This window comes from Sporosarcina sp. P2, assembly GCF_002743255.1.
GTDB lineage: Bacteria > Bacillota > Bacilli > Bacillales_A > Planococcaceae > Sporosarcina.
In genome coordinates this window covers 162,823-188,683 of the sequence record NZ_PDYY01000005.1, presented here as the reverse complement: position 1 = coordinate 188,683, position 25,861 = coordinate 162,823, and the positions used below count along the sequence as shown (strand labels likewise).

The following is a 25,861-nucleotide window of genomic DNA, read 5'->3' as shown; positions in this document are numbered from 1 at the left end:
TTATACCAATTTCTTTTCAAGTAATTGTTCCATAGAATCTAGTACTGCGGATTTTATATGCTCGTAAGTCAATCCTCCTTGAATATATGCCGTATATGGTGGCCTAATCGGACCGTCAGCTGTCAATTCAATACTAGAGCCTTGAATGAACGTTCCCGCGGCCATGATGACGTCATCAGCATAACCAGGCATATAGGAAGGCTCCGGTGCATATTGGGCATTGATTGGTGAATTTTGCTGAATCATTTGGCAAAATGCAATCATTTGTTTAGCGTTCTTAAAATTCACGGATTGAATTAAATCTGTTCGAAGCTCACTGTAATGCGGAGTCGTGTCCATACCAAAGCTGCCTAAAAATGCGGATGTGAATAGCGCACCTTTAACGGCCTGACTGACTACGTGTGGTGCCAAGAAGAAACCTTGATACATCTCCAGTAACGTATCGAGAGAGGCTCCTGCTTCAGCCCCTAGACCGGGAGATGTCATACGATATGCACACTTCTCAACCAAGTCTTTCTTACCGGCTATATAACCACCTGTTCTGGCAAGTCCACCACCTGGATTTTTAATGAGTGAGCCCGCCATAAGATCTGCTCCAACCTCAACAGGCTCTTTCATTTCCACGAATTCTCCATAGCAATTATCTACAAAGATTACAACGTCCTCTTTCATGTTACGGATTTCCTTAATAATCGCTTCAATTTCATGGATTCTGAATGATGGATTGCTTGAATAGCCTTTAGAACGTTGAATCGCCACGATTTTCGTCTTCGATGAAATCATTTCTTTTGCTTTTTCAAAATCAACTGAGCCATCTTCTTTCAAATCAATATGCCGATAAGAAATTTGAAAATCCTCTAGTGAACCTGTGTCTTTGCCATTTCCCGAAACGATAGACTCCAACGTATCGTATGGTTTACCTGTGATATATAGAAGTTCATCACCCGGGCGCAATATTCCAAACAAGCTAATCGTAATTGCATGTGTACCGGAAATGATTTGATTTCTTACGAGACAGTCTTCCGCACCGAATACATCTGAGTATACTTTTTCCAATACATCACGACCGCTGTCATCATAGCCATACCCAGTTGAGCCCGATAAATGAAAGTCGCTTACATGATTTTGTTTGAATGCTTGTAAGACTTTTCTTTGGTTAAAAAACGCAATTTCTTCTACCGTCTTCACATACGGAGCGATTAGTTCTTCCGCTTCTTGTGATCTAGTTAGTAATTCTTCATTAATGGGAGTAATTTGCATGTGTAGTACCTCATTTCATTTTGTCATATCCTATTTTAGCAGATGGAGTCCATATACTAAACGAAAGACAACAAAAAAACAGGCAAGCGCCTGTTTATAGTTCATCTTTTAAAATTACTGGTTTTGCAGGAGAATACGTGGAAATCGCATGCTTATAAATAAGTTGTTGCTTACCTTCAGTTTCCAGTAAAACCGTATAATTATCATACGACTTAATTAGACCTTTCAACTGAAAACCATTTAATAAAAAAATCGTAACAAATGTGTTATTCTTCCGTAAAGTATTTAAAAACGTATCTTGCATATTTCCTTGTGCCATTCAATTGCCTCCTTGTCACTGTTATGTAGTTATTCCATACTCACTTCTCAAAATCCTTTATTATCTTACAGGTTGTTTGAAAAATTTCTTCCTCTAACTGATTAGCATCTACCCACTGGACAGGCAACTTATTACGGAAGTATGTAAGCTGCCTCTTTGCGTAATTACGTGTGTTTTTCATTACCGCCTCTATTGCCTGCTCTTTTGTCAATTGTCCGTTAAAGTAGGAAATGAGTTCTTTATAACCTATCGCTTGTACTGATTGGGTTTGACGAATTCCTTTATTCCAGAGTTGCTTTACTTCATTGAACAATCCGGCCTGAACCATTTGTTCCACACGCAGATCGATTCGTTTATACAGTAATTCTCGCGGAAGATCTAATCCAATAATTAAGGAATGATACATGGGTTGATTTCCTTGCTGCTGTTCATGATCTTGTTTTGTTTGACCCGTCACTTCAAGGATTTCTAGCGCACGTACTAGACGTCTATGATTATTTGGGTGTATTTTTTCCGAACTTTTCGGATCTAATTCTGCAAGTCGTGCATGTAATACATCCGCGCCTTCTGATTCAAGTTCCTGTTCTAAGCGCACTCGCACTGCAGGATCAGCCGCTTGTTCTGTAAATCGATAATCAAACAAAACGGACTGAACATACATTCCACTACCTCCGACAATAATAGGTAGTTTTCCGCGAGATTGAATATCCGCTATCCATTGTCTGACTGCTTGTTGATATTCCGCTACAGAAAACGATTCGGTTGGTTCTTTTACATCAAAGAAATGGTGCGGGATTCCTTGCATTTCAGAACGATGTATTTTTGCTGTACCGATATTTAATTCTTTGTATACTTGCATGGCATCTCCATTAATGATTTCCCCATTAAATGAATTTGCAAGTGCTATGCTAAGTGCTGTCTTCCCTGAAGCAGTCGGTCCTACGACTGCTAGTACATCAACGGGTAGGTTCATGTCGTTTCATCCATTCTACGATAGTCGTATACACATGTTTATAGTTGGTTTCCTGAAGCATTTCATGTCTTCCGCCTTCATAGAGCACGACAGTGACTTGCTGTTGATTCGCTTTATCAAATTGTTTGGCTACTTTCCAAACACCTTTCGCACGGTCTCCTACTAAATCATCTGTACCTGAGAGTAATAATATCGGCAGTTCATCTGGAATGTTCAATAAGAATTCGGGCGCTTCCAAAGAATTTAATCCTTCTAGCAATACACGAAACATTTGTGCTGTAGGCACGAATCCACATGCTTCGTCTGCTTGATATTCCGTTACACTTTCTACATTGCGTGATAACCATGCAAATTCCCCTTCATCAGGAAATTGTTTGGAGTAATTGCCAAAGACCAAACCATTTAAAAACTCATCCGGTTGCTCTTTAGGTAATGTATTTTCTCTGTACATAGCTAGTGCAATCGCAGCATGTGCCATGAGTTCGGAATTGGTCCCAGTACCCAATAAGACCACTTTACTAACCGTTGAACCGTATAGCTGTATATAACGTCTTGCAACGAACGAACCCATACTATGTCCGATTAGTACTACAGGAAGCCCGGGGTATTGCTGTTTATAGGATTGATTCACTTCAAACGCATCGTCTACCAATTGGTCGAATGAAGTAGAGTCACCGAGATAGCCGTATACATAGCCATTTTCTACAGCTGTCTTCCCGTGACCCCTCTGGTCATGTAACGTCACGACATACCCTTGTGATCGCAAGTACTGTGCGAATCGTTCATAGCGACGGCTATGTTCAGCCAGTCCGTGAATGATATGCACACGGCCAATCGGATTTGTTTTAGGTATATAACTTATACTATACACTTTAATGCCGTCACGCATTTCTATCCATTGATCTGTCATGAACTTGCACTTCCTTTCGCTTCCGCAACCGCATTTTTTAAATCATTTTCATAGATGGTTTTCTCGCTTTCCGTATAGTGCAGTAACTTTGCCATGTAGTTTGTTACTTGTGTCGCCAATGATTCCACCACATCAATTTGGAAATATAAATCCCCTTTTCTACGGATAAAGAAATCACTTGGCGATGTGACCATTTCGCAATGAATACTATATAAAATCTCTGCACGTAAACTTATTGGCAAATTATTCTTTTCCGCTGAAATCGCATGAGCGAATTGGAACACTTGGTCACTATTTCTTCCATAAAATGAAGCAAGACGCGCTCCTTGCTGTGAAGTTAAGCCGAACAATGGTGCTCTTTTAGCTTGCAGATCAATAAATTGCTTTAAAGCTTCATCGTCTATGAAATCGCTTCCTGAAACGGTGATATTCTTTGTTTCACATCGCTTAATAGATGGTTTTTCTAGCTGTTCATCAATTCGATCCACTACGACTTCCGCCATCTGTCGGTAGCCTGTTAACTTTCCTCCTGCAATCGTCAGCATTCCAGGAACTGTTTCCCACAATTCATCTCTTCGTGATATTTCAGATGCATTCTTGCCTTCTTGTGCAATCAATGGGCGGATTCCAGCCCATGTAGATTCCACATGTTGACGTTGCAGATGAATACTTGGAAAGGTTTCGCGAACCGCATCGATGATGTAGCGTATATCATCTTCTGTCGCTATCGGATGCTGTTTATCATCCGTATAAAATGTATCCGTCGTACCAATATACGTTTTATTATCGCGTGGAATGGCGAATAACATCCGGCCATCTGAGTTATCAAAATATACTGCTTGCTGTAACGGGAAAATAGATTGATCTACTACGATATGGACGCCTTTTGTGCTATGCAATTGTTTCGTTTGCTTGCTGTTGATTTTCTTCTGCAACTCGTCAACCCATGGACCCGCTGCGTTGATCACCATAGAAGCCGCTACGGAGAATCGTTCACCGGTTAGTTGATCACTTAAGACCGCTCCCACGACACGATCCTTCTCAAAGTTGAATTGTTCGCACTTCATATAATTCAGGCAAAGCGCACCTTTTTCTGCCGCTTTCTTTAGTACCTCAATTGTCAACCGCGCATCATCAGTCTGATACTCCACATAATGCCCGCCACCTTTTAACTGTTCCTTTTTCAGTAATGGTTCAAGTTCGGCCGTTTCTTCTTTCGTTAGCATTTCACGTCGTTCAGTGGGCTTAACACCTGCTAGTAAATCATAAACGAGAAGTCCAGCAGAAGTAGAGTACTTGCCATACGTTCCTTTTTGATAGATCGGCAATAGCATCGGTCTGGCCTTCGTGATATTACGAGAATTACGAAAGACGATTTCCCGTTCCCTTCCCGTTTCTGCTACTATTTTCACTTCTAGTTGTTTTAAATAACGTAAACCACCATGTATCAGCTTTGTTGAACGGCTAGATGTACCCGCCGCAAAATCTTGCATATCAATTAGGGCAACCGAAAATCCTCTAGCAGCCGCATCCAATGCGATACCCGCACCTGTAATTCCTCCACCGATAACTAATACATCGAATGAAAAGGTTCTCAAGTCCTGAATTCTGCTTGATCTTTCTAATGTAGAAAACATATAATCGCTCCTCTCTGATACGCACTGTTACATCACTCTTTTAAACATTTTCTCTAGTTCATACGTTGTAAAATGAATCAATACCGGACGACCATGTGGACATGTATAGGGATTATAACAAGCCCCTAGATCAGTGAGCAGTCGTTCCATGTCTTCTTGTCTTAAGTAATAATTTGCTTTGATAGATTTTTTACAACTCATCATAATTGCACTTTCTTCACGCAATTTCTCGACATCTACTTTGCGTTTCTCGAGTACTTGCTCAATCATTTCTTCTATAATCGAAGTAGCTTGTCCTTCAGGGAACCATGAGGGATACTCTTTCACTGTATATGTCGCTGGTCCGAACGCTTCCAAAAACACCCCGACTTCTTCTAGTGCACTCTTACACTCTTCGATCTTCACTTGCTCATCAGCCGAGTAGTGAAAAACAAGTGGCAAAAGTAATTGCTGACGTTCACCCGCATCCACCTGACCAAGCTTCACTTTAAAATATTCATATTTGATTCGCTCTTGCGCTGCATGCTGATCAATCAAATAAAATCCATCTTCATTTTGTGCCACTATATATGTCCCATGAACTTGTCCTACAGGTACAATGGAAGGAAAATGATTCATGTCCTGCTGTTTCTGCTCAACGACAGGCTCTTCGGGCACTGATTCTTCCTGCGACTCAAAAACGGCTTCAGGGAAGACAGGTGAAGGTTGTTCTATAATAGGTTCTTCCATAGGCGTAATGGTTGGCTGAGTTTCATGTTCATGTAACGGAATCGTTACTTCCGGCCGGTGATAAGGTGGCGTCCAAATTGTCTGCTGCTCTGAGTCTCTTTTTATAGGCTGTTCTTTTTTTACTGCGTCGGGAATAATAGTGACTCCTTGAATAGCCTCTTTGATGGCTTCCTTTATCAAAGAAAATAATTCGCCTTCTTTACTGATACGGATATGGCGCTTCGCAGGATGAACATTGACATCTGTTAAAATGGGATCTGCTGTAATATCAATGACTGCAATCGGAAACCTTCCAATCGGCAAGTACGTATGCATTGCATCAATAGCTGCCTGAGTCCCTGCATAGCTTTTAATCCAACGGCCATTCATTAGAAGTGAAATATAATTTTTTGATGCGCGTGTCATCTCAGGAAGTGTAATAAAACCCTTCACTTTGAAATCAGCATCTTCTTTTTGAAACGGTATCATTTTACGTGCAACCGCAACACCATATATATCTGATAATACCCGTAATAAGTCTCCTGAACCTGATGTTCCAAGAATTTCATGATGATCGTGAGTTAATGTAAAGGATATATTTGGATGACTTAGTGCTAATCGATTTAATAAATCTATCGTATGTCCAAGTTCCGTCTGAATTGTTTTCATATATTTCAAACGTGCCGGTGTATTAAAGAATACATGTTGTATGTGAAAGTCTGTACCTTTTCGTAATGCTCCTGGTTCATATTTCAGAACTTTACCGCCTTCAATTTCCACTACAGCCCCTTCAACACCATCCGAGGTCCATAACGATACTTTTGATACTGCAGCGATACTTGCTAATGCTTCTCCACGGAAGCCTAGTGTACGGATTCGAAATAGATCATGCTCATTAGATATTTTACTGGTAGCATGCCTTTCAAAACAGCGGATCGCGTCTTCTTCAGACATCCCTTTGCCGTTATCGGTAACACGAATCGAAGTTAAACCTGCCTCAATAAGAGATACTTCTATCTTGGTACTTTGCGCATCAATTGCATTCTCCACTAACTCCTTGACGATAGAAGCAGGACGTTCCACCACTTCCCCCGCCGCAATTTTATTGGCCAGTGTGTCTTCCATGATGTGAATTTGATTCATCCGCTTCACCCCTTCTTCTCTGTTGTCAAGCGTTCTTTCCACTCCATTATTTTTTGCATAGTTTGCATAGGTGTCATATTCATCAAATCGACTGCTTCAATTTCATTAAGTAATTTTTGAGTTTCCGCTGAAAATGTCGGTTCACTATCAGTCTCAAACAAAGCCAACTGCTCCGAAACCGAAGATACACCTTTTGTTGAGCTGTCTTCCTCAAATCGTTGTAATAAGGTTTTTGCACGTCCAACCACGTCTGCAGGAAGACCCGCAAGTTCGGCTACATGAATCCCGTAGCTTCGATCAGCAGCACCTGGTAGTACTTTGTGCAAAAACACGACTTTACCATTTTGCTCTTTCGCCGCGACATGGACATTCAACAACCGATCCAAAACGTTTTCTAGTTGTGTCAGTTCATGATAATGCGTAGAAAACAATGTGTTAGCACCGATTTCTTCGTGAATATACTCCATCATCGCTTGTGCGAGAGCCATCCCGTCATACGTGGACGTTCCGCGTCCAATCTCGTCAAACAACAATAGGCTGTGGGACGACGCATGGGCCAATGCATATTGAGACTCCATCATTTCCATCATGAATGTACTCTGTCCAGACGCTACATCATCTGCGGCCCCAATTCGTGTAAAGATTTGATCTGTAATAGGCAGTATAGCCTTTTCACAAGGGACGAAACAACCGATTTGAGCCATCACTACAGTCAAAGCGACTTGGCGCATATACGTACTTTTACCGGACATATTCGGACCGGTAATGAGTAACATATTTTCATCTTCAGCTAGCGTACAAGAATTCGGTGTATATAATGAATGGCTCATCATTTTCTCAACAACTGGATGTCGGCCATTTTGAATGTCAACAGCCTTTCCTGTATGAAATTCTGGTCGGACATATTGATTCTTTTCGGATACTTTAGCAAATGACAGCAAAACATCTAGTTCACTAATAACAGAGGCTAGTTGTTGAATTCTTTGCACATCGCCCTTCACTTGGTCACGAATCGACTGAAATAAGTCAAGTTCCAATGTCTGGCTATCTGCTTCCGCATTTAGAATCAGTTCTTCTTTTTCTTTTAGCTCCGTTGTTATATATCGCTCCGCATTTGCGAGTGTCTGCTTACGTTCATAGCGTGATAAGTCAGCTAAATGAATATTGGACTTGGTAATTTCAATATAATATCCAAAAATCCGATTATAACCGATCTTCAACGTTTTAATTCCTGTTAGCTGCCGCTCTTTTTGCTCCAGCTGCGCTAGCCATGTCTTTCCGTTACGAGATGCATTACGAAGTTCGTCCAGCTTTTCATGATAGCCGTCTAGAATGAGTCCACCTTCTTTACTGGATATCGGTGGGTTTACTGCAATAGCATCCGTCAACAATTGGAATGTTTCCGCGCAAGGATCCATTCGATCAGCAAATCGCTGTAACATCGGTCGCTTTGATTCTTCAAGCAATTGTTTTAGTTTGGGTATATGTGACAATGAGTTTCGTAACTGTGCAAGATCACGTGCACTTGCACTGCCCATGGAAATTCTTCCCGCAAGACGTTCTACATCATATACATCCTGCAATTCTTCCAGTAATTCCTCACGCAAGAAATACTCATCCAGTAAGTTGTTTACCGTTTCTAGACGTTCTTCAATCGCTTGGCGCTGCGCCAAAGGCTGGTGAATCCACATCCGTAATTTCCTCGCACCCATCGCAGTAACGGTTTCATCAAGCACCCAGAACAACGTGCCTTCTTTTTTACCCGAACGAATAGTTTGCACGAGTTCCAAATTCCGCATGGAGTTCGCATCAATCGATAACTTTGCATCTTTCTCTATATAGATGAAAGGTCGAATATGACCAAAAACCATCTTTTGCATACGGAGTAGATATGATTGCAACTTACGGCAGACTTCCTGCAACTCTTCTGGCAGATGCTCATATGTATCGTGAGCAATGGATCCTGAATGCTCCGTATCTTCTATTGAAAGCATGATTTCGCGGCTTTCAAACAGTTCCGCCAGCATCACATGAAGTTGTTGATCCACAACAATTTCCTTCATGCTAAGGGCTTCTATTTCTGCTAGTAACGTGCGCTCGCTTCCTTCAATCAACTCTACTTTTCCTTCTCCAGTGCCAACATCAAGGTAAGCTAATGCATAACATTGATTTCCCAAGCTATCGATGGCACCGATAAAATGATTGGCTTCGACATCAATTGTTTTACCTTCTGTTAATGTCCCAGGTGTAATCACTTTCACGACTTCACGTTTCACAATTCCCTTTACGTTGCGCGGATCTTCCATTTGTTCACATATCGCTACTTTATGACCCTTGTGGATTAATGTTTCAATATATCCTGTTGCGGAGTGGTAAGGTATGCCGCACATAGGTATACGTTCCTTTGCGCCAGAATCCCTACTCGTTAATGTGATTTCTAATAATGCAGATGCGTTGACGGCATCCTCAAAAAACATTTCATAGAAGTCCCCTAAACGGAAGAATAAAAATGCGTCTGTATGTTGTTCTTTAATTTTCAAATATTGTTTCATCATTGGTGTATGTTCAGACATGGTAAACCCTCTTTTTCTCGCTCATTTTCTATACATTATACCAAACACCCTAGGAGTTAACGAATCAAAAGGGGTTGAAGTAATTTTAAAAGGAGAATAGACATAGGTCATCAACAAAATATATCTTTTAATGAAAACTATCCTAGCTTTTGATTAGCTGAGATAGTTTAAGATTATCTATATCTATATTCCACAATCATTCTGTTTCGTGTTTAGAAGTCACTATAAATGGCACAGCAAGTGTGACTGTAAAATAGGGAGCGACAGGTTTCAAAAAGATTTTCACTAAGCGATACTGACCAGGTACGAGTGTCACTCCAATAGTTTCTACAGAAAAAGAATGTTGAATTTCTTCTCCTGGCGCAAGCAATTTACCCAAATTAGTAAATTTTGAATTTTCATAGAATACGGAATCAGAATGTGTCAGAGTGTACCATTTGTCATTTTCCGTACTTCTATTTGATAGTATTCACCATACTCATAAATGGTTTGACTGTCATTCTTTAATATCGTGCGGAACAACGGCGTTCCTTCCTCGTATTGATGTTCTACCATTAGGAATGTCAGACCTTGCTCATTCGCCATTAATGTCTGTTCGGGTGAAGGAGCAGTAAGAGTTTGAATTTCATTTCCTTTCGCGCATCCTGTCAGCAGTATCAAGACAGATAGAAGTGTAAGCCATTTTATCTTTACCATAGGATCTCCTCCTATCTATAGACTACATTTATTGTTACAAAATTCACTTGACCTGCATCATATTCTTCTACTCAACGTAAAAAAACAAATAAAAAAAGCCGGTGAATACCCGGCTTTTAGAATGGTGAATCTTTACGTTGTGGCGGTTGGTGTGGTCTCTCTTTATTCGGCACTTCATTATTCTTTTTTTCCTCCATCACAATAGACGAAGATTCTGATTCTAGTATCGGCCAATCCTCATCATATGGATGAGGATGGATGGTTACAGAGACTTTTGTTTCACCAATCATCTCAACCAATAATTCTCTTTCAATGGAAATTGAGAAGTTTTGACCACATTCAGAAATACTTGCCTCTGTACAATTCGGATGCTGTAATACCGTGACAATCGTTTCTTCTTTAGCAGATGTCGGCTCATCGCGGTAATGCAATGCGATTTTATCCTTATAAGGAATCGATTCAGTAAAGACGGACGTTTTGGAATGATCATGATGTGAGTACCAAACATTGACATCAAAACTACCTGTTACTTCCACATGCGAGCCGACTTTCTTTGCTTGTTGCGTGTGATTGATCACCCAGCAACCCAATATGCTGGAAGGACGATTAGGTGGCTTCAGCAGCTCAGTTGTTTCCGATCGATGCTTCCCTTTGGCAATAACAGCTTTCGTTACAATTTGTCGTAAGTTTTTCAGTTTTCTTCCTCCTTCTTTGGCTTCTATCCATCCTATGCAACAGCTGCCCAGAAATTGAAAAAAATCGGCAAGGAATTTTATCCTTAACCGATTTTTTATTTAAGAAAGTGATTTTTTTTGAGTATTCTCTACGTATGATCCTGTTTCTCCACGTAATAGATCGCCGCCAGTAGACTCGATAATCTCATCCGTCACGCTGTTTGCAATCGTATTCGAAACCAATTGAAGCAAGTTATTCACTTCATCTTGTGACTGTTTAAATTCTTGTACCAATGGAATCGCATCAATTTCACCTTGAACTTGTTCGATTTTCTTTTCAATCGCTTTTAACGCTCGTTCTTTTTCGTAGTTTTGGAAATTCACTGCTTGGGTTTGAAGAGATTTCATACTAGCAATTTTTTCACGTACTTTTTGGTTTTCATTGATTTGCGCTTCTGCACGTTTATAAAACTCTACTTCTTCCGTGTTTGCCAACATATGTGCCAAATCGCGTGCTTTTTCTATAATTTCGTCTTTCGTAAACTTCTTCTCCATTATCCCATCACCTTTTCTTGTCGGACTACTCCAATGAATTCACCATTGAGTGACCAAGATTTTGCTTCTTTAATACGAACTTCTACAATTTCACCAATTACAGAACGCGGCGCTACAAAATTCACTAGTTTACTTTTTTCTGTATAGCCCGCAAGTACATCGGGATTTCTTTTACTTTCCCCTTCAACTAGCACTTTAACAATTTGTCCTTCGTAAGGCTTCATTGCTTCAGCAGACATATCGTTCACTAGCTTGTTAAGACGTTGCAGGCGTTCCTTCTTCACTTCCATTGGTATATTATCTTGCATCTTAGCTGCTGGCGTACCTTCGCGTGGTGAATAAATATATGTAAACGCCATATCAAAACCAACTTCACGATACAGAGACATCGTTTCCTGAAATTGTTCTTCTGTTTCATTTGGGAAGCCTACGATAATATCCGTTGTGAGTGATAGATTAGGTATTGCGGTTCTAATTTTATCCACCAGTTCCAAATAACTTTCCCGCGTGTATTTACGAGCCATAATCTTCAGCATTTCAGATGAGCCCGATTGTACAGGCAAATGAATATGATCTACCAAGTTCCCACCCTTTGCTAGGACTTTAATCAAATGGTCGTCGAAGTCGCGAGGATGACTTGTAGTAAAGCGAATTCTTGGGATATCAATTAACCGTAACTCATCCATCAGATCACCTAGACGATACGTAATATCACCGAAATCTTTTCCGTATGCATTTACATTTTGCCCTAGTAAGGTAACTTCTTTATACCCTTGTGCGGCTAATTGGCGAACTTCTTGAATGATATCTGCTGGGCGTCTGCTACGCTCTTTACCGCGCGTATATGGCACGATACAGTACGTACAGAACTTATCGCATCCATACATGATATTCACCCATGCTTTAATCTTACCGTGACGGACTTTTGGCAAATCCTCGATCACGTCGCCTTCTTTGGACCACACTTCAATGACCATCTCTTTAGACATATACGCTTCATGTAAGATATTTGGCAAGCGATGGATGTTATGTGTTCCGAAAATCAAATCCACTTGATCATACGTTTTTAAGATTTTATTTACAACAGATTCTTCTTGTGACATGCAGCCACATACTCCGATTAGTAAATCTGGGTTTGTCAGTTTGAGTGGTTTATAATGCCCTAATTCTCCAAACACTTTGTTTTCCGCATTTTCACGGATTGCACATGTATTGAGTAGTATGACATCAGCTTCTTTTACATTTTCAGTAGCATCATATCCTAATGCCATGAGAATACCAGCTATTACTTCCGTATCATGTTCGTTCATTTGACAACCAAATGTTCGAATAAAGAATTTACGACCTTGTCCCATTCCTTTAAAGCGCTGATCTATTTGAAAGTTATCGTGATATTCCACTTCTTCTTTCCCGCGTTTTTTTGCGTCTTTTAGAGAAGGCCCGCTATACACAGACTCGAAATATTTGCTATAGTCTTTTTCTATAATGTCTCGTTTCGATTTGTCATTTGTTACGAGTCCAGCTTGCAAGCGCTGTTCTTCATTCATTGCAGAAGCCCCTTTCTATTACTTATCGGGAAATAAGCATACCTGATGTTATTATACTGAACTTTTGTATGATATGACAGCAAAGCGGATAAAATGTCGCTGGTTTGTCATGAAAAAAAGACCACAGATGGTTTCGTGGTCTTTTGTATTCTACTTACGTTCCTTTTTTTCAACGAAAAGTTTGAGCGCTGTTCTAGCTTCTCCGTTGATTTCGATATCGGTAAAGGCAGGTGCGCAAACTAGATCGCCTCCACTTGGTGCTACGAATCCTCTTGCGATAGCAATTGCTTTTACTGCTTGATTTAATGCACCAGCACCGACCGCTTGGATCTCGGCAAAGCCTTGTTCACGGATAACTGCAACCAATGCTCCTGCTACTGAGTTCGGATTTGAGCGAGATGATACTTTCAAGGGACTCACGATATTTCCTCCTTATTTTGCAATGTCTATGGAACGCGTATATTCCATACGACATCCTATGATAGGCAAGGAGGATTTAGACACCTAGATAATTAGTTTTTGAACGGATGATCTTCGTTAATTCGGATTCTTTCAATCTTGAGCGCTTTACCGGTTTTGTCATCCAATTCCACAAACATGCCGTTTAGCTGTGGTCTTCCACTTTTCGGTACTTCAAAGCGGGTTGGCAAGTTGGTATAGAAGCGGTACAATACATCCTCTTTTTTCATTCCTAAAATTTCATCATACGGGCCGGTCATCCCTGCATCTGTTAAATATGCAGTACCCCCTGGCAAAATTCGTTCGTCTGCAGTTTGGACATGTGTATGTGTCCCCACAACGACAGATACTTTTCCGTCCAAGTGCCATCCCATTGCAATCTTTTCACTTGTTGCTTCTGCATGAAAGTCTACAAAAACCAATGGTGATGTTTGCAAGGCTTCTTCTACTAGTTCATCTGCTTTAGCAAATGGGTCATCATGTGGCGGTAAAAATGTGCGACCATGTAAATTAATTACGGATAGTGTAACCCCATTTTTCGTAATGGACGTCATGCCTTTACCAGGTGCTTGTTCTGAGAAGTTGGCAGGACGAATCAAGTAATCCACTTCGTCAATGAAATCATAAATTTCACGTTGATCCCATGTATGGTTTCCCATCGTAATGACATCTACTCCCGAATGCAATAAATCATGATAAATGGATTTTGTAATCCCTCTGCCTGAAGCTGCATTTTCACCATTCGCAATAATTACGTCCGCTTGATATTTTCGCTTCAAACGCGATACATAATCCATTACCATTTCTCTTCCCATAGATCCTACAATATCTCCAATAAATAGTACTTTCATTTGTAATAACCTCTTTCCAAAATGAAAACAGCTTCCAAACGAATCGGAAGCTGTTTTGTGTTAGGTATTATTTTGCATACTCTACTGCGCGGGTCTCCCGTATGACCGTCACTTTGATATGCCCTGGGTAGTTTAATTCTTCCTCGATTTGTTTTCGTATATCACGCGCTAAGCGATGTGCGGTAATATCATCAATCTGTTCAGGACGAACAATGATTCGTACTTCCCGTCCAGCCTGAATGGCAAATGATTTCTCCACACCTTCGTATGATTCCGAAATTTCTTCGAGCTTTTGCAGACGTTTAATATAGTTTTCCAATGTTTCACTGCGAGCACCTGGTCTTGCTGCAGATAATGCATCTGCCGCAGCTACAAGCACTGCAATAACAGAGGTAGCCTCTTCATCACCGTGATGGGAAGCTATACTGTTAATAACAACTGGATGTTCCTTATATTTCACTGCCAACTCTTTACCGATCTGCACGTGACTGCCTTCCACTTCATGGTCAATCGCTTTACCGATATCATGTAGTAAACCAGCACGTCTAGCAAGTGTTACGTCTTCGCCAAGCTCTGCTGCCAGTAAACCTGTTAAATAGGCTACTTCAATAGAGTGTTTCAAGACGTTCTGTCCGTAACTCGTACGGAAGTGCAAACGACCAAGAATTTTAATCATATCTGGATGCAAGTTGTGGACACCTACATCAAATGTAGTTTGTTCTCCTTTTTCCCGGATTAACTCGTCCACTTCTCTTCTGGATTTGTCGACCATTTCTTCGATACGTGCAGGATGAATTCGTCCATCCTGAACCAATTTCTCCAAGGCCAATCTTGCCGTTTCTCTTCGAACTGGATCAAAACCAGACAGAATAACGGCTTCTGGCGTATCGTCAATAATCAAATCAATGCCTGTTAGCGTCTCAAGTGTACGAATATTTCGTCCTTCACGACCAATGATGCGACCTTTCATCTCATCATTCGGCAAATTAACAACGGAAACTGTAGTTTCTGCCACATGATCTGCCGCAAATCGTTGCAATGCCAGTGATAGAATTTCACGTGCTTTACGCTCAGATTCCTCTTTAGCCCGTTGCTCAGATTCTTTTGTCATAACAGCAATATCCGTAGAAAGCTCTTCTTCTACATCTTCCAAGATGATTCGCTTTGCCTCATCTTTTGTTAAAGAAGAAATTCTTTCCAATTCGGTCTTCTGTGTAGTAACGAGTTGTTCCGCTTTGCGTTCCATCTCTTCAATATGCTGTTGTCTTTCTAATAGCGCATCTTCTTTGCGCTCTAGACCTGCTTCTCTTTTATTGAGCGCATCATCCTTGCGATCAAGGTTTTCTTCACGCTGTAAGAGACGGTTTTCCTGTTTCTGTAATTCCGTCCTTCTCTCACGGACTTCTGTTTCTGCTTCAATCCGCAGTTCGTGAGTTTCATCTTTCGCTTCTAACAGTGCCTCTTTCTTTACTGACTCCGCTTCACGCTTCGCCTCTTCGACGAGTTGGTTGGCAGTATGTTTGGCACCAGTTACTTTTGAATCATTCACATTTTTCAATATAAAAAAGCTAACAACTGCACCGACGATGAGACTTAGCAAAACGGAGATGAGTATTTCAATACCCATTGAGGTCACCTCCTCCTGCTTATTCTTTTCTTTTCAGTCGGCTCGTATAATCAATTTTGCCACGGCGAATACATTCACTTTACTAGTTACCGAAGCTTCCCGGTAATGTCCCGATGATCTGTGAAAACGCCTAAGGCTTAACTTAATCCAACGGGTAGTAGAAAACCTGCTGTTTCGGGACTAATTTTCTATTGATGTCACTACTTTTTACTTATCTTTTCATTTTGCTGAATTAAGTTAAAATCAACATACCGCCAAAAACAATTGATTGGTTTGTTAAATATAGGACGTATATAATACGCCACTTTAATTGTATAGTTGTATTTTTATTGTGTCAAGGAATGATGAAGGAAAATTCATTCCTATAGATGCTTTTTGTTTTGTTTGCAAGAGTCTTTCCACTTTATATTTCACTTATTCATTCAAAAAATATTTTAGTTCCATAAAGGCAAAAAGTATGTCATTCCCAAGCTCATGATCTAAACAGGTCGACAAGAATAATTTTTATAAAAAAACCGCCAATAAATTGGCGGCTTTGCTAACATATACGACTTACTTCTCTTCTGAAAGTGTAAGTAAATCATCAAGCTCGTCTTCTTCATCATGGGCTGCAATCACATAGTTTGTTGCATTCAAACCGTATGATTCACGAATCTTGGACGCAATTTCATCACGCATTTTCAAGTTTTCCTTCAAGAATTGTTTTGCGTTTTCACGACCTTGACCTAAGCGCTCGCCTTCATAAGAATACCAAGCACCACTCTTTTGGACTACTTCCAATTCAGATCCCAAATCTAGAATTTCACCTTCTTTTGAAATCCCTTCACCATACATGATGTCTACTTCCGCTGTACGGAAAGGTGGAGCTACTTTGTTTTTGACGACGCGAATCCTTGTTTTATTCCCCATAATATCGTTGGCTTGCTTGATCGCCTCACCTCTACGTACTTCCAGACGAACAGACGCATAGAACTTCAATGCTCGTCCACCTGGCGTTACTTCCGGATTACCAAACATGACGCCTACTTTTTCACGAATCTGGTTAATGAAGACCGCAATAGTATTTGACTTATTAATAGCACCAGAAAGTTTACGCAATGCTTGAGACATCAAACGAGCTTGCAAACCAACGTGCGCGTCACCCATCTCGCCTTCGATTTCAGCTTTTGGTACAAGTGCTGCTACCGAGTCCACTACCACGATATCTACAGCACCTGAACGAACAAGTGCCTCCGCAATTTCCAATGCTTGCTCACCTGTATCCGGCTGTGATAATAGCAACTCGTCAATATTGACACCTAGCTTTTGTGCATAGACAGGATCTAGTGCGTGTTCTGCATCAATAAATGCCGCAGTACCACCGCTTGCTTGCACTTCTGCAATTGCATGCAATGAAACGGTTGTTTTACCGGAACTTTCCGGTCCATATATTTCAATTACTCGTCCACGTGGATATCCGCCTATTCCTAGCGCTGCATCCAAAGCTAATGAACCTGATGATGATGTATCAATTTGAAGATCTGTTTTTTCTCCCATTTTCATGACAGAACCTTTACCGAATTGTTTCTCTATTTGTTTTAATGCCATATCTAATGCCGCTTTACGATTGCTCAATTACAATTCCTCCTCAAACTCTTTTTCTACTCTTATTATACCTTTTCCCGACAGAATACACAAGAATTAAACGAACGGGCATTCGATAAATTGGTTATAGAAATTGAAAAAAAAGCGTAAAAAGCTAGGAAGAATGAATTTTTGCTAGCTAATTCAATAGCAAAATTCAATACTTCAGTTCTTTTTTCTCTTTGATTGTCTGAATGAGATAATGTAAAGCAAATTGAACAGAACGTTTACGATTTACATTACGGGAACCTGACAGCTGAAGTCTATAGGATGTTGTCTTCACACCTTCTGCTGCAATGCCAATCCAAACTGTACCGGCTGGTTGACCATCATGTGGTTCAGGGCCTGCAGCGCCAGTCAGACTCACTCCAAATGTTGTTGTGAATCTCTCTCTAACGCTTTCAGCCATCGATTCCGCACACTCTGCACTGACAATGCCATGGTAATCAAGTAATGATGGTAGAATACCCAATTGCTCAATCTTCATCTCTTTATTATACACCACAAGGCCACCTTTAAGTGCATTGCCTATTCCCGCTTCTGAACCAAGCTCCGCCATAAACATTCCGGTTGTGAGGCTTTCTGCCGCAGAGATAGTCCAGTCATTTTGAAGCAATAATTCAGTCGTTTTGGAAGCCAGTGTATCATCATCCACACCATAGATAAACTCCCCTACAATAGAACGGATTTCCTGTTCCACAGGTGCTATCAATTTCTGCGCTTCTTCTTCTGTTTTGGCTTTTGCGGTAATACGTAGGTTAACCATACCCGGTGAAGCAAGTGGTGCAATTGTTGGATTGGTCTGCTTCTCAAGAATAGACTGGATACGGACTTCCAATTCCGACTCGCCAATTCCTTGCAACTTCAATACCTTTGAAGAGATTACATCTTGTTTACCGTATACACCAAGTAAGTATGGAATCGCCTCTTGTTCAAACATGGGCTCCATTTCGTGAGGTGGCCCCGGTAGCAAAATATACTGCTTACCGTCTTTGCCTATCGCTATACCTGGTGCCATACCATTTCGATTTGGCAATACTGTAGAACCTTTTAAAACAAGAGCTTGCTGTTTATTATTTTCAGTCATCACTTTTCCCACACGGGTAAAATAATCTTCGATCGTTTTCATCGCATCGTCATCAGATATAAGCGTACAACCCAATTCACTTGCAATAGTTTGCTTTGTTAAGTCATCCTTTGTCGGCCCGAGACCGCCACTAAAGATCAGGATGTCTGCACGTTGCTGAGCTAACTGAATGGCTTGTGACAAGCGTTTAGGATTATCCCCTACAACCGTGTGGCAATATACATCTATTCCAGCTTCAGCTAATTTAGCCGATATGAACCTAGCGTTGGTATTCGTGATTTGTCCCAGAAGAAGTTCAGATCCTACCGCAATAATTTCTGCTTTCATGAATACACTCCACTCCTCACATTGACTCCACTAAAATTTTACGATTTTTAACAAAGTAATCGACACCTGACCATACTGTAAATACTAATGCGATGTACAACATGATGTTTCCGAATGGAATACCAATAACTTCGAAGAAAATATTATGCAATAAAAGAAATGATATCGCTAGTAGTTGCGTAACTGTTTTAATTTTACCTAACTGGTTCGCTGCTACTACTTCCCCACCACCCGCTAAAATCAAACGTAATCCTGTAACCGCAAATTCTCTACTAATGATAACGATGACTATCCATGCAGGAGCCGCCCCCATCTCCACTAATAAAATAAAAGCAGCCGAGACTAGTAGCTTATCTGCTAACGGATCCAAAAATTTTCCCATATTTGTTACTAAGTTGTTTTTCCTTGCTAAGTATCCATCTAGCCAGTCAGTTGTAGAAGCTATGATGAAGATAATCGCGCCCACCAAATGTTCAACAGGCATTTCTACTCCACCTAGCCGAATCATTCCCCATCCAAAATCCACTGTAAGAAACAGGATGAAGACAGGGATCATAAATACTCTAGAGAGTGTAATTTTATTTGGTAAATTCATTACTTGTCCGCCTTTCTAACGGTAAAATCTATTTATAAAGAATAAAATAGCCACCTTTTTAGATGACTATTTTATTATGGTTTTTTTAACACAATGTTTTGTGGTACAAGGTCTGTTGGGTAATCTACACGTTGTCCATTAACAGTCAGTTCCGCGTTTTCGTAATTACCAACTCGGATTCTCAAACTTTCCGCATCGTTCGCTTGTATTTCGATTGTTTCGCCTTCTTGTACTACTCGGGCACCACTTGGTTTCGGCATTCGTTCGTTGCCATCTTGATCCGTTACTGAAATCCAAGATCTCCCCGTAGTCTTGATAACGACTGTGATATTTTCGGAGTCTGATAATTTGAATGTAGACGTTTCACCTATAGTAGAAGCGTGTTCAAATGGTTGCTTAGATTGCCCAACTTCACCTGAATCCCCTTGTGGATCAGCTATTACCGAAGAACCGGGCTCTGTTGATTCATTACCTATCTCCGGATCTGTTGCCTTGTCTCTTAGTAAAGTATAAACAATTACAAAAATCATAATAATTAATAGTGCTACAAGTATTTTTGGCATTGCTTCTTTTAATTGGTCACTCTGCTTTGAAACCGCACTACGTTGCATAGTCGCCGGCACAACTTTTTCCTGTTTTTCTTGCACTGCTGGTTCATACTCATCCTGATAAAGACTCAGAATTTCATCCGCATCCAAGTCAACCGCTTCCGCATACTCTTTAATAAAAACACGTACGTAAAAAGCACCCGGAATAATTTGAAAATCCTCATTTTCAATTGCTGACAGATAACGTTGTTGGATTTTCGTACTGTCTTGCAGATCTTCTAGAGTCAATCCTTTTAAAATCCTCGCTTCTTTTAAGCGAGCACCTATTCCGATCAAATTCAACACCCACCTAACTCATTTCAATCAATTAAACATATTAAAGCCACCCATAGGGTTACGGTTGGATAGCGGATCATTTTTCTCTAAAATCTCATAAGTAATTTCTTGGTCTACTGTTGTCCGCAACTCTATGATAATATCAAAATCTTCAATTGTATATTCGGATTGTTTCACAAACATATCCGGATGCTCAACCACTTTAATTGTCGGCAAGCCCATAATTTCACGCACTAATTGCATATGACGTTCGTCGGAAGTTTTTCGTGTCACGATCCCATCAAGTATGAAGATGTTATCGTCCGAGAATTCATCCCCCATCATACTCGTCCTAATTGTTTGTTTAATCATCGTAGAAGATAAAAATACCCATTTTTTATTGGCACAAACACTCGCCGCTACTACGGATTCTGTTTTTCCTACGCGCGGCATTCCACGGACACCGATTAGTTTATGACCATCTTGTTTGAAGATCTCTGCTAAAAAGTCCACTAAGATTCCAAGCTCACTTCTTATAAACTGATACGTTCTCCGGTCATCGGTACCGCGCTGAATATAATGTCCATGCCGAACAGCCAATACATCACGCAATTTAGGTTCTCTGATCTTATGGATGACAATCGCATCCATAGTAGAAGCGATCAGCTCAAAACGTTTAATCTGCTGGTCATGATCGGTGTGAACGAGCATACCACGGTATCTGCCATCTACCCCATTAATCGTCACAATATCTACACGCAACATACCAAGTAAGGAAGCAATATCTCCTAGTAATCCAGGCCGATTGACTTGCAACTCATATTCGACATACCATTGTCCCATTCAACACACTCCTTCATAAAAATACTTTTTCCAGAATGCACAAGTATGCACTTAGTTCTATAATAGCGGATAGCCAAAGTGAATAAAAGAAAAAAAGAAAAGGACAACAGGCATTGTCCTTCTCCAAAGGCTTTACATATACCAACCACCATTGATTTGAATTATTTCACCTGTCATATAATCTGCTTTGCCACTCAACATAAATTCGACCATATTCGCTATTTCCTGCGGTGTCCCCACTGACAAAAGCGGAATTTGTTCAAGCACCATCTGACGTTCCTCCGCGGAAAACTCTTGATTCATGCGGGTGTCGATCCAACCTGGGGCAATTGCATTTACCCGTATGCCAGAAAAGGCGGATTCCTTTGCATATGCTTTGACAAAGGCATGCTGGGCACCTTTAACTGCAGAATACATTACTTCACCTGCTGCGCCTGTACTACCCCATATCGATCCGATGAATACAATATAGGAGACATCTTGCTTGCGCAGTTTTTCAGATAACAGTGCGATTAAACGAGCCGGATTCTGCACATGGACTTGCCATAATTCCGACATTTCCAGTTCGCTTGTCTCCGATAACAGTTTGACAACTGCCTGACCGTTGGCTACAACAATTGCTTGAACGCTTTGAATGCTACCCGCCAATTTCTCTGCCGCTAATTCTACTCTAAAATCAGCTTGCACACTACGGAATTGCTGGTTGGGATAATTCTCTTCTAACTCATAACGCAATAGATCGAGCTGGTTTTCATTTGCATTATAGTGCATATACAAAGACCAGCCCGCTTTTGCTAGTTGTTTGCAGATCACTTCCCCAATTCCTCCGGAAGCCCCTAAAACGAGTGCGAAACGCGTCATACTCATTGCGTCTTCGGTGGCATGACTTTAAAGATTGTATAGCTATTGTCATCGGAAAACATTGCAAATGCTTCTTTTAGTTTATCCATCGATAACTTCTCTAAAGTCGGTACGACATCGAATAAATTCATTTCGTTAAATTCATATCGCGTGTATTGATTGGCGATAAATTCAATGGAATTCAATGAACGCATAAATTGACCAATTTTTTTCCTACGCATTCTATTCAAATCTTCTTCAAGCACAGGCCAATTTGATTTTGCGTCTTTAATCGTATGACGAATCAGTTTTTCTAAGCGCTCCGGCTCATCTGTATCGGAACCGACCATCGCAAAACCGTAGCCTTCTTCCATGGTAAATTCATATGAGAACGATTCATCAACTAAGCCTTCCGCATTTGCTTTTTCATAAAATGCAGACGTGCGACCGAATAGACTATCTAATACGAGGTTTGCTGACAATTCCGCTTCAAGCATCTCTTGCCCCTGTAAATCTACCTTGTTACATTTCATACCGATATTCAATTTCGGTTTTGAAACGTCCATCGTCAATGTACGTTCAGATACATCAACCTCTGTTGACTCGGTCGGAAATTGGCGTTCAATCGCCTCTGGTTTATCGAATGATTTCTTTGCTTGATCCTCTTTGATAAATTCCATCATTTCCTCCGGCTTTACTGCTCCGACGATAAACAGTAACATGTTGGACGGATGGTAGAACGTCTCATAACATGTATATAAATGTTCCGCTGTGATGTCCTGAATCGACTCAACAGTTCCCGCAATGTCAATCTTCACTGGGTGGTTTTCATAGAGATTTTCAATTGTGCCGAAATATAGGCGCCAGTCAGGCTGGTCGTCATACATGGTAATTTCCTGGGCAATGATGCCTTTCTCTTTATCAACAGTTTGCTTGGTGAAATATGGTTGTTGAACAAAATCGAGTAATATTTTGGTGTTTTCTTTTAGTTTATTGGTTGCAGAAAAAAGATAAGCCGTTCTTCCAAATGTTGTATAAGCATTGGCAGAAGCACCATTTAAACTAAACTTCTGAAAAACATCTCCATCTTCTTTCTCAAACATTTTGTGCTCTAGAAAATGGGCAATCCCATCAGGTACTGTAATAAGTTCATCTTTGCCATGTGGTTTGAACGTACGATCAATAGACCCGTATTTCGTCGTAAACGTTACAAATGTTTTAGAAAATCCACGTTTCGGTAATATAACCACTTTCAACCCATTATCAAGTGTTTCAGTATAAATCTTCTCTTGTAGTTGATCAAAATTTACTTCTTTCATTCGGAAACATCCTCCTTACCTGACAGCAAATACACAATTTCCAATTGAATGGTCTTTGCCATCTCCTTTACGTCTTCCAATGTGACCGATTCCCACTTTTCGATTAATCGTTCAGCCGAGAAGTTCTCGTCTAATTCTTTATATTGATCAAAAATTTCAATCTGACTGCGGGCCGAATCGTTTGCACTCAAGATACTGTTTTCTAGAAGTGCGACTGTCTGACTTAACTCGACTTCTGTACTTTCACCATTTTGTAATGCCGTAAGTTGCTCAAGAATTAGCTTGACAGCTTTTTCTTCCAAGTCCGCATCAATACCTGCTGTGACGTAGACGATACCGTAATGCGAAGCAAATGCACTATTCGCATAGTATGCCATACTTTCCTTTTCTCGCACATTCATGAATAGTTTACTGTGGGCAAAGCCTCCGAAAACCCCATTGGTTACTTGCATCTTATGGTAATCCGGATGATGGAAAGATACCGGTGTATGGAAACCAAGATGAAGTTTACCTTGTTTCATGTCTTGTTTTTCTCTCACTGTATTCACGGAATCTGACACTTTCACATCCGGTAATTCATTTTGTTTCACTGCATCTCTAGCCGCAAACGGTAGGAACTGCTTAATTTGCTTAATGATATCATTTTCATCTATATCGCCTACTACATAAATATCAATCAAATCATTATTCATCATATCTTCGTATGTAGCATAAAGACTTTCATTAGTAATTTCCGACACCGCAGTTTCTGTACCATAAGCCGAAATGGATGCTGGGTGATCTGGTCTCATGATTTCAAGCATACGTTTCTGTGCAAAACGTGTTTTGTCGTCATAAATAGAACGAATCCGATCACGGACATTACGTTTTTCCCTTTCTGTAACGTCAGGATCAAATGCTTTATTCGATACATTCGGATCAAACACTACAGAACGAATCAATTGCCATAACTGTTTAAAGATATCTTCCCCTGCAAAAAATTCATCATTTACACATTCCGTATAAAGTGAAACCATGTGTTGAGAACTTCTTTTGGAGACGTCCGTAAATAATACCGTACCGTATAACTCGTCAAGCGCCTTGCGCATGGAACCTACTGTTGGATACTGCTTCGTTGAATCCTCCATTACATTCGCCAACACCGCACGTTCAGAGGCTTTCTTTTGATCCAGTGGTGCTTTCCACTTAATTGTCACATTAACTGTTTTAAACTGTTCCGTTTTACGTATATACAAATGTACACCATTTTGTAATTTTGTTTTATTGAACATACAAACACCTCGTTTACCTTATTATATGTATTCCTAGTCTCACTATACATTTTAGCCTGTCATTTGGAAAATGATACAACTTTCGCGCACTGAAGATCGTGTTTAGCTAAGACTGAAACGGAAGTTGAAAGAAATTCGGAGTAATATTGCTACAACCTTAGAAAAGCTACCTGAAGAATTCGTATCTCCAGATAGCTTTTCTAACATTTATCTATTTCCTTTAACGTAAGGTTTACCAAGTGCTTTTGGTGCTTTCGCTTTTCCAAGGAATCCAGCAAGAGCTAGGATAGTTAAAACGTAAGGGAATATATGGAAGTATACTGATGGGATATCTGCTAGTAACTTAATACTGGAAGAACTGATTGCTAGCGCCTGCGCGAATCCGAAGAATAGCGCAGCACCTAAAGCTCCCAGTGGATGCCATTTCCCAAAGATCATTGCTGCTAAAGCCATAAATCCTTGTCCATTAATTGTTGCATGCCCGAAATCATTCGTGATGGTCTGTGAATAAACTGCCCCACCAATTCCAGCTAGGCCGCCAGAAATTAGTACTGCAATATAGCGGATTTTTGTTACTTTGATGCCCATTGTATCTGCCGCCATCGGATGTTCTCCTACTGAGCGAAGACGCAAACCAAATGGTGTCTTATAAATAACAAACCATGCGATAAACGCTACGACGATCGCCATAATTGAAGAGCCATAAACTAACTTAAAGAACATGGGGCCAATGATTGGAATATCTTCTAAAAACGGCACGTTGAATCTCGGGATTTTTTGTTGAATAAAATCTGTTTGACCTTTGCCGAAAATCATTTTTACCGAAAATAATGCGATAGCCAGACCTAACATGTTAATTGCAACACCTGACACTACTTGATCCGCCCGGAACGAGATAGACGCTACAGCGTGAAGTGTTGCAAATAGAGCTGAAACGAGCATTGCCACAAGTAACGCAATCCAAGGTGTCCAGGCGCCAAAGGTATCCGCAAAAAACAAGTTGAATAAGATACCAATGAATGCCCCCATAATCATAAGGCCTTCCAATCCGATATTGATCACTCCGGATCGTTCAGAGAATACACCGCCAATTGCTGTGAAAATAAGAGGAGCTGCAGAAGCAATTGTTATAGGTATGATAAAGTATAATACATCTAACAT

The 25,861-nt window shown here is 40.5% G+C and carries 24 protein-coding genes; all 24 read right to left on the bottom strand.

What is annotated here, in order from left to right; genetic code table 11:
- The gene (locus CSV67_RS07615) at positions 1-1,260 is read right to left on the bottom strand and encodes a methionine gamma-lyase family protein (protein ID WP_099630990.1); all 1,260 of its coding nucleotides are present in this window, start codon (positions 1,258-1,260) and stop codon (positions 1-3) included.
- Between the two features lie 94 nt (positions 1,261-1,354).
- On the bottom strand, positions 1,355-1,579 hold the full coding sequence (hfq, locus tag CSV67_RS07610) for an RNA chaperone Hfq (RefSeq protein ID WP_099630989.1): 225 nt from the start codon (positions 1,577-1,579) through the stop codon (positions 1,355-1,357).
- Positions 1,580-1,619: 40 nt separating this feature from the next.
- Entirely contained in the window at positions 1,620-2,552 is a 933-nt protein-coding gene (gene miaA / locus CSV67_RS07605; protein WP_099630988.1) for a tRNA (adenosine(37)-N6)-dimethylallyltransferase MiaA, read from the bottom strand.
- Positions 2,536-3,462, bottom strand: a complete 927-nt coding sequence (locus CSV67_RS07600) for an alpha/beta hydrolase (RefSeq protein WP_099630987.1) — start codon at positions 3,460-3,462, stop codon at positions 2,536-2,538. The genes miaA and CSV67_RS07600 overlap by 17 nt, the downstream gene beginning before the upstream one ends.
- The gene (locus CSV67_RS07595; RefSeq protein ID WP_099630986.1) at positions 3,459-5,099 is read right to left on the bottom strand and encodes a glycerol-3-phosphate dehydrogenase/oxidase; all 1,641 of its coding nucleotides are present in this window, start codon (positions 5,097-5,099) and stop codon (positions 3,459-3,461) included. Before CSV67_RS07595 ends, CSV67_RS07600 begins: the two co-directional genes overlap by 4 nt.
- Positions 5,100-5,126: 27 nt before the next feature.
- On the bottom strand, positions 5,127-6,950 hold the full coding sequence (gene mutL, locus CSV67_RS07590) for a DNA mismatch repair endonuclease MutL (RefSeq protein ID WP_099630985.1): 1,824 nt from the start codon (positions 6,948-6,950) through the stop codon (positions 5,127-5,129).
- A gap of 5 nt (positions 6,951-6,955) precedes the next feature.
- Positions 6,956-9,523 carry a DNA mismatch repair protein MutS gene (gene mutS / locus CSV67_RS07585; RefSeq protein WP_099630984.1) on the bottom strand — a complete coding sequence of 856 codons (2,568 nt, stop codon included), beginning with the start codon at positions 9,521-9,523 and terminating at the stop codon, positions 6,956-6,958.
- A gap of 196 nt (positions 9,524-9,719) precedes the next feature.
- Entirely contained in the window at positions 9,720-9,950 is a 231-nt protein-coding gene (locus CSV67_RS17115; protein ID WP_369803160.1) for a hypothetical protein, read from the bottom strand.
- Positions 9,947-10,219 carry a hypothetical protein gene (locus tag CSV67_RS07575; protein WP_099630982.1) on the bottom strand — a complete coding sequence of 91 codons (273 nt, stop codon included), beginning with the start codon at positions 10,217-10,219 and terminating at the stop codon, positions 9,947-9,949. The genes CSV67_RS17115 and CSV67_RS07575 overlap by 4 nt, the downstream gene beginning before the upstream one ends.
- A gap of 116 nt (positions 10,220-10,335) precedes the next feature.
- The gene (cotE, locus tag CSV67_RS07570) at positions 10,336-10,896 is read right to left on the bottom strand and encodes an outer spore coat protein CotE (RefSeq protein ID WP_255397300.1); all 561 of its coding nucleotides are present in this window, start codon (positions 10,894-10,896) and stop codon (positions 10,336-10,338) included.
- Positions 10,897-11,013: 117 nt separating this feature from the next.
- A complete protein-coding gene (locus tag CSV67_RS07565) occupies positions 11,014-11,448 on the bottom strand; it encodes a YlbF/YmcA family competence regulator (RefSeq protein WP_029053137.1) in 435 nt (144 codons plus the stop codon).
- The gene (gene miaB, locus CSV67_RS07560) at positions 11,448-12,995 is read right to left on the bottom strand and encodes a tRNA (N6-isopentenyl adenosine(37)-C2)-methylthiotransferase MiaB (protein ID WP_099630979.1); all 1,548 of its coding nucleotides are present in this window, start codon (positions 12,993-12,995) and stop codon (positions 11,448-11,450) included. Before miaB ends, CSV67_RS07565 begins: the two co-directional genes overlap by 1 nt.
- Before the next feature lie 150 nt (positions 12,996-13,145).
- Entirely contained in the window at positions 13,146-13,415 is a 270-nt protein-coding gene (locus CSV67_RS07555; RefSeq protein WP_099630978.1) for a stage V sporulation protein S, read from the bottom strand.
- 92 nt (positions 13,416-13,507) lie between these two features.
- Positions 13,508-14,305 (bottom strand): TIGR00282 family metallophosphoesterase, encoded by a 798-nt coding sequence (locus tag CSV67_RS07550; protein WP_099630977.1) that lies wholly within the window; start codon positions 14,303-14,305, stop codon positions 13,508-13,510.
- A gap of 67 nt (positions 14,306-14,372) precedes the next feature.
- Positions 14,373-15,932 (bottom strand): ribonuclease Y, encoded by a 1,560-nt coding sequence (rny, locus tag CSV67_RS07545; protein ID WP_099630976.1) that lies wholly within the window; start codon positions 15,930-15,932, stop codon positions 14,373-14,375.
- A 552-nt stretch (positions 15,933-16,484) separates the two neighbouring features.
- Positions 16,485-17,546, bottom strand: coding sequence for a recombinase RecA (recA, locus tag CSV67_RS07540; RefSeq protein ID WP_085133293.1), 1,062 nt, complete (start codon positions 17,544-17,546; stop codon positions 16,485-16,487).
- Positions 17,547-17,712: 166 nt separating this feature from the next.
- Positions 17,713-18,969, bottom strand: a complete 1,257-nt coding sequence (locus CSV67_RS07535; RefSeq protein ID WP_099630975.1) for a competence/damage-inducible protein A — start codon at positions 18,967-18,969, stop codon at positions 17,713-17,715.
- A gap of 16 nt (positions 18,970-18,985) precedes the next feature.
- Positions 18,986-19,564, bottom strand: a complete 579-nt coding sequence (gene pgsA, locus CSV67_RS07530; RefSeq protein WP_099630974.1) for a CDP-diacylglycerol--glycerol-3-phosphate 3-phosphatidyltransferase — start codon at positions 19,562-19,564, stop codon at positions 18,986-18,988.
- Between the two features lie 74 nt (positions 19,565-19,638).
- Complete coding sequence (locus CSV67_RS07525; RefSeq protein ID WP_158232899.1) at positions 19,639-20,448, bottom strand: helix-turn-helix domain-containing protein; 810 nt, start codon at positions 20,446-20,448, stop codon at positions 19,639-19,641.
- A 27-nt stretch (positions 20,449-20,475) separates the two neighbouring features.
- Entirely contained in the window at positions 20,476-21,270 is a 795-nt protein-coding gene (locus tag CSV67_RS07520; RefSeq protein WP_099630972.1) for a DUF3388 domain-containing protein, read from the bottom strand.
- Positions 21,271-21,402: 132 nt separating this feature from the next.
- Positions 21,403-22,131 (bottom strand): elongation factor P 5-aminopentanone reductase, encoded by a 729-nt coding sequence (ymfI, locus tag CSV67_RS07515; protein WP_099630971.1) that lies wholly within the window; start codon positions 22,129-22,131, stop codon positions 21,403-21,405.
- 2 nt (positions 22,132-22,133) lie between these two features.
- The gene (gene yfmH, locus CSV67_RS07510; protein ID WP_099630970.1) at positions 22,134-23,429 is read right to left on the bottom strand and encodes an EF-P 5-aminopentanol modification-associated protein YfmH; all 1,296 of its coding nucleotides are present in this window, start codon (positions 23,427-23,429) and stop codon (positions 22,134-22,136) included.
- Positions 23,426-24,700: an EF-P 5-aminopentanol modification-associated protein YfmF gene (gene yfmF, locus CSV67_RS07505; protein ID WP_099630969.1), complete on the bottom strand. Its 1,275-nt coding sequence runs from the start codon at positions 24,698-24,700 to the stop codon at positions 23,426-23,428. Before yfmF ends, yfmH begins: the two co-directional genes overlap by 4 nt.
- Before the next feature lie 207 nt (positions 24,701-24,907).
- The gene (locus CSV67_RS07500; protein ID WP_099630968.1) at positions 24,908-25,861 is read right to left on the bottom strand and encodes an ABC transporter permease; all 954 of its coding nucleotides are present in this window, start codon (positions 25,859-25,861) and stop codon (positions 24,908-24,910) included.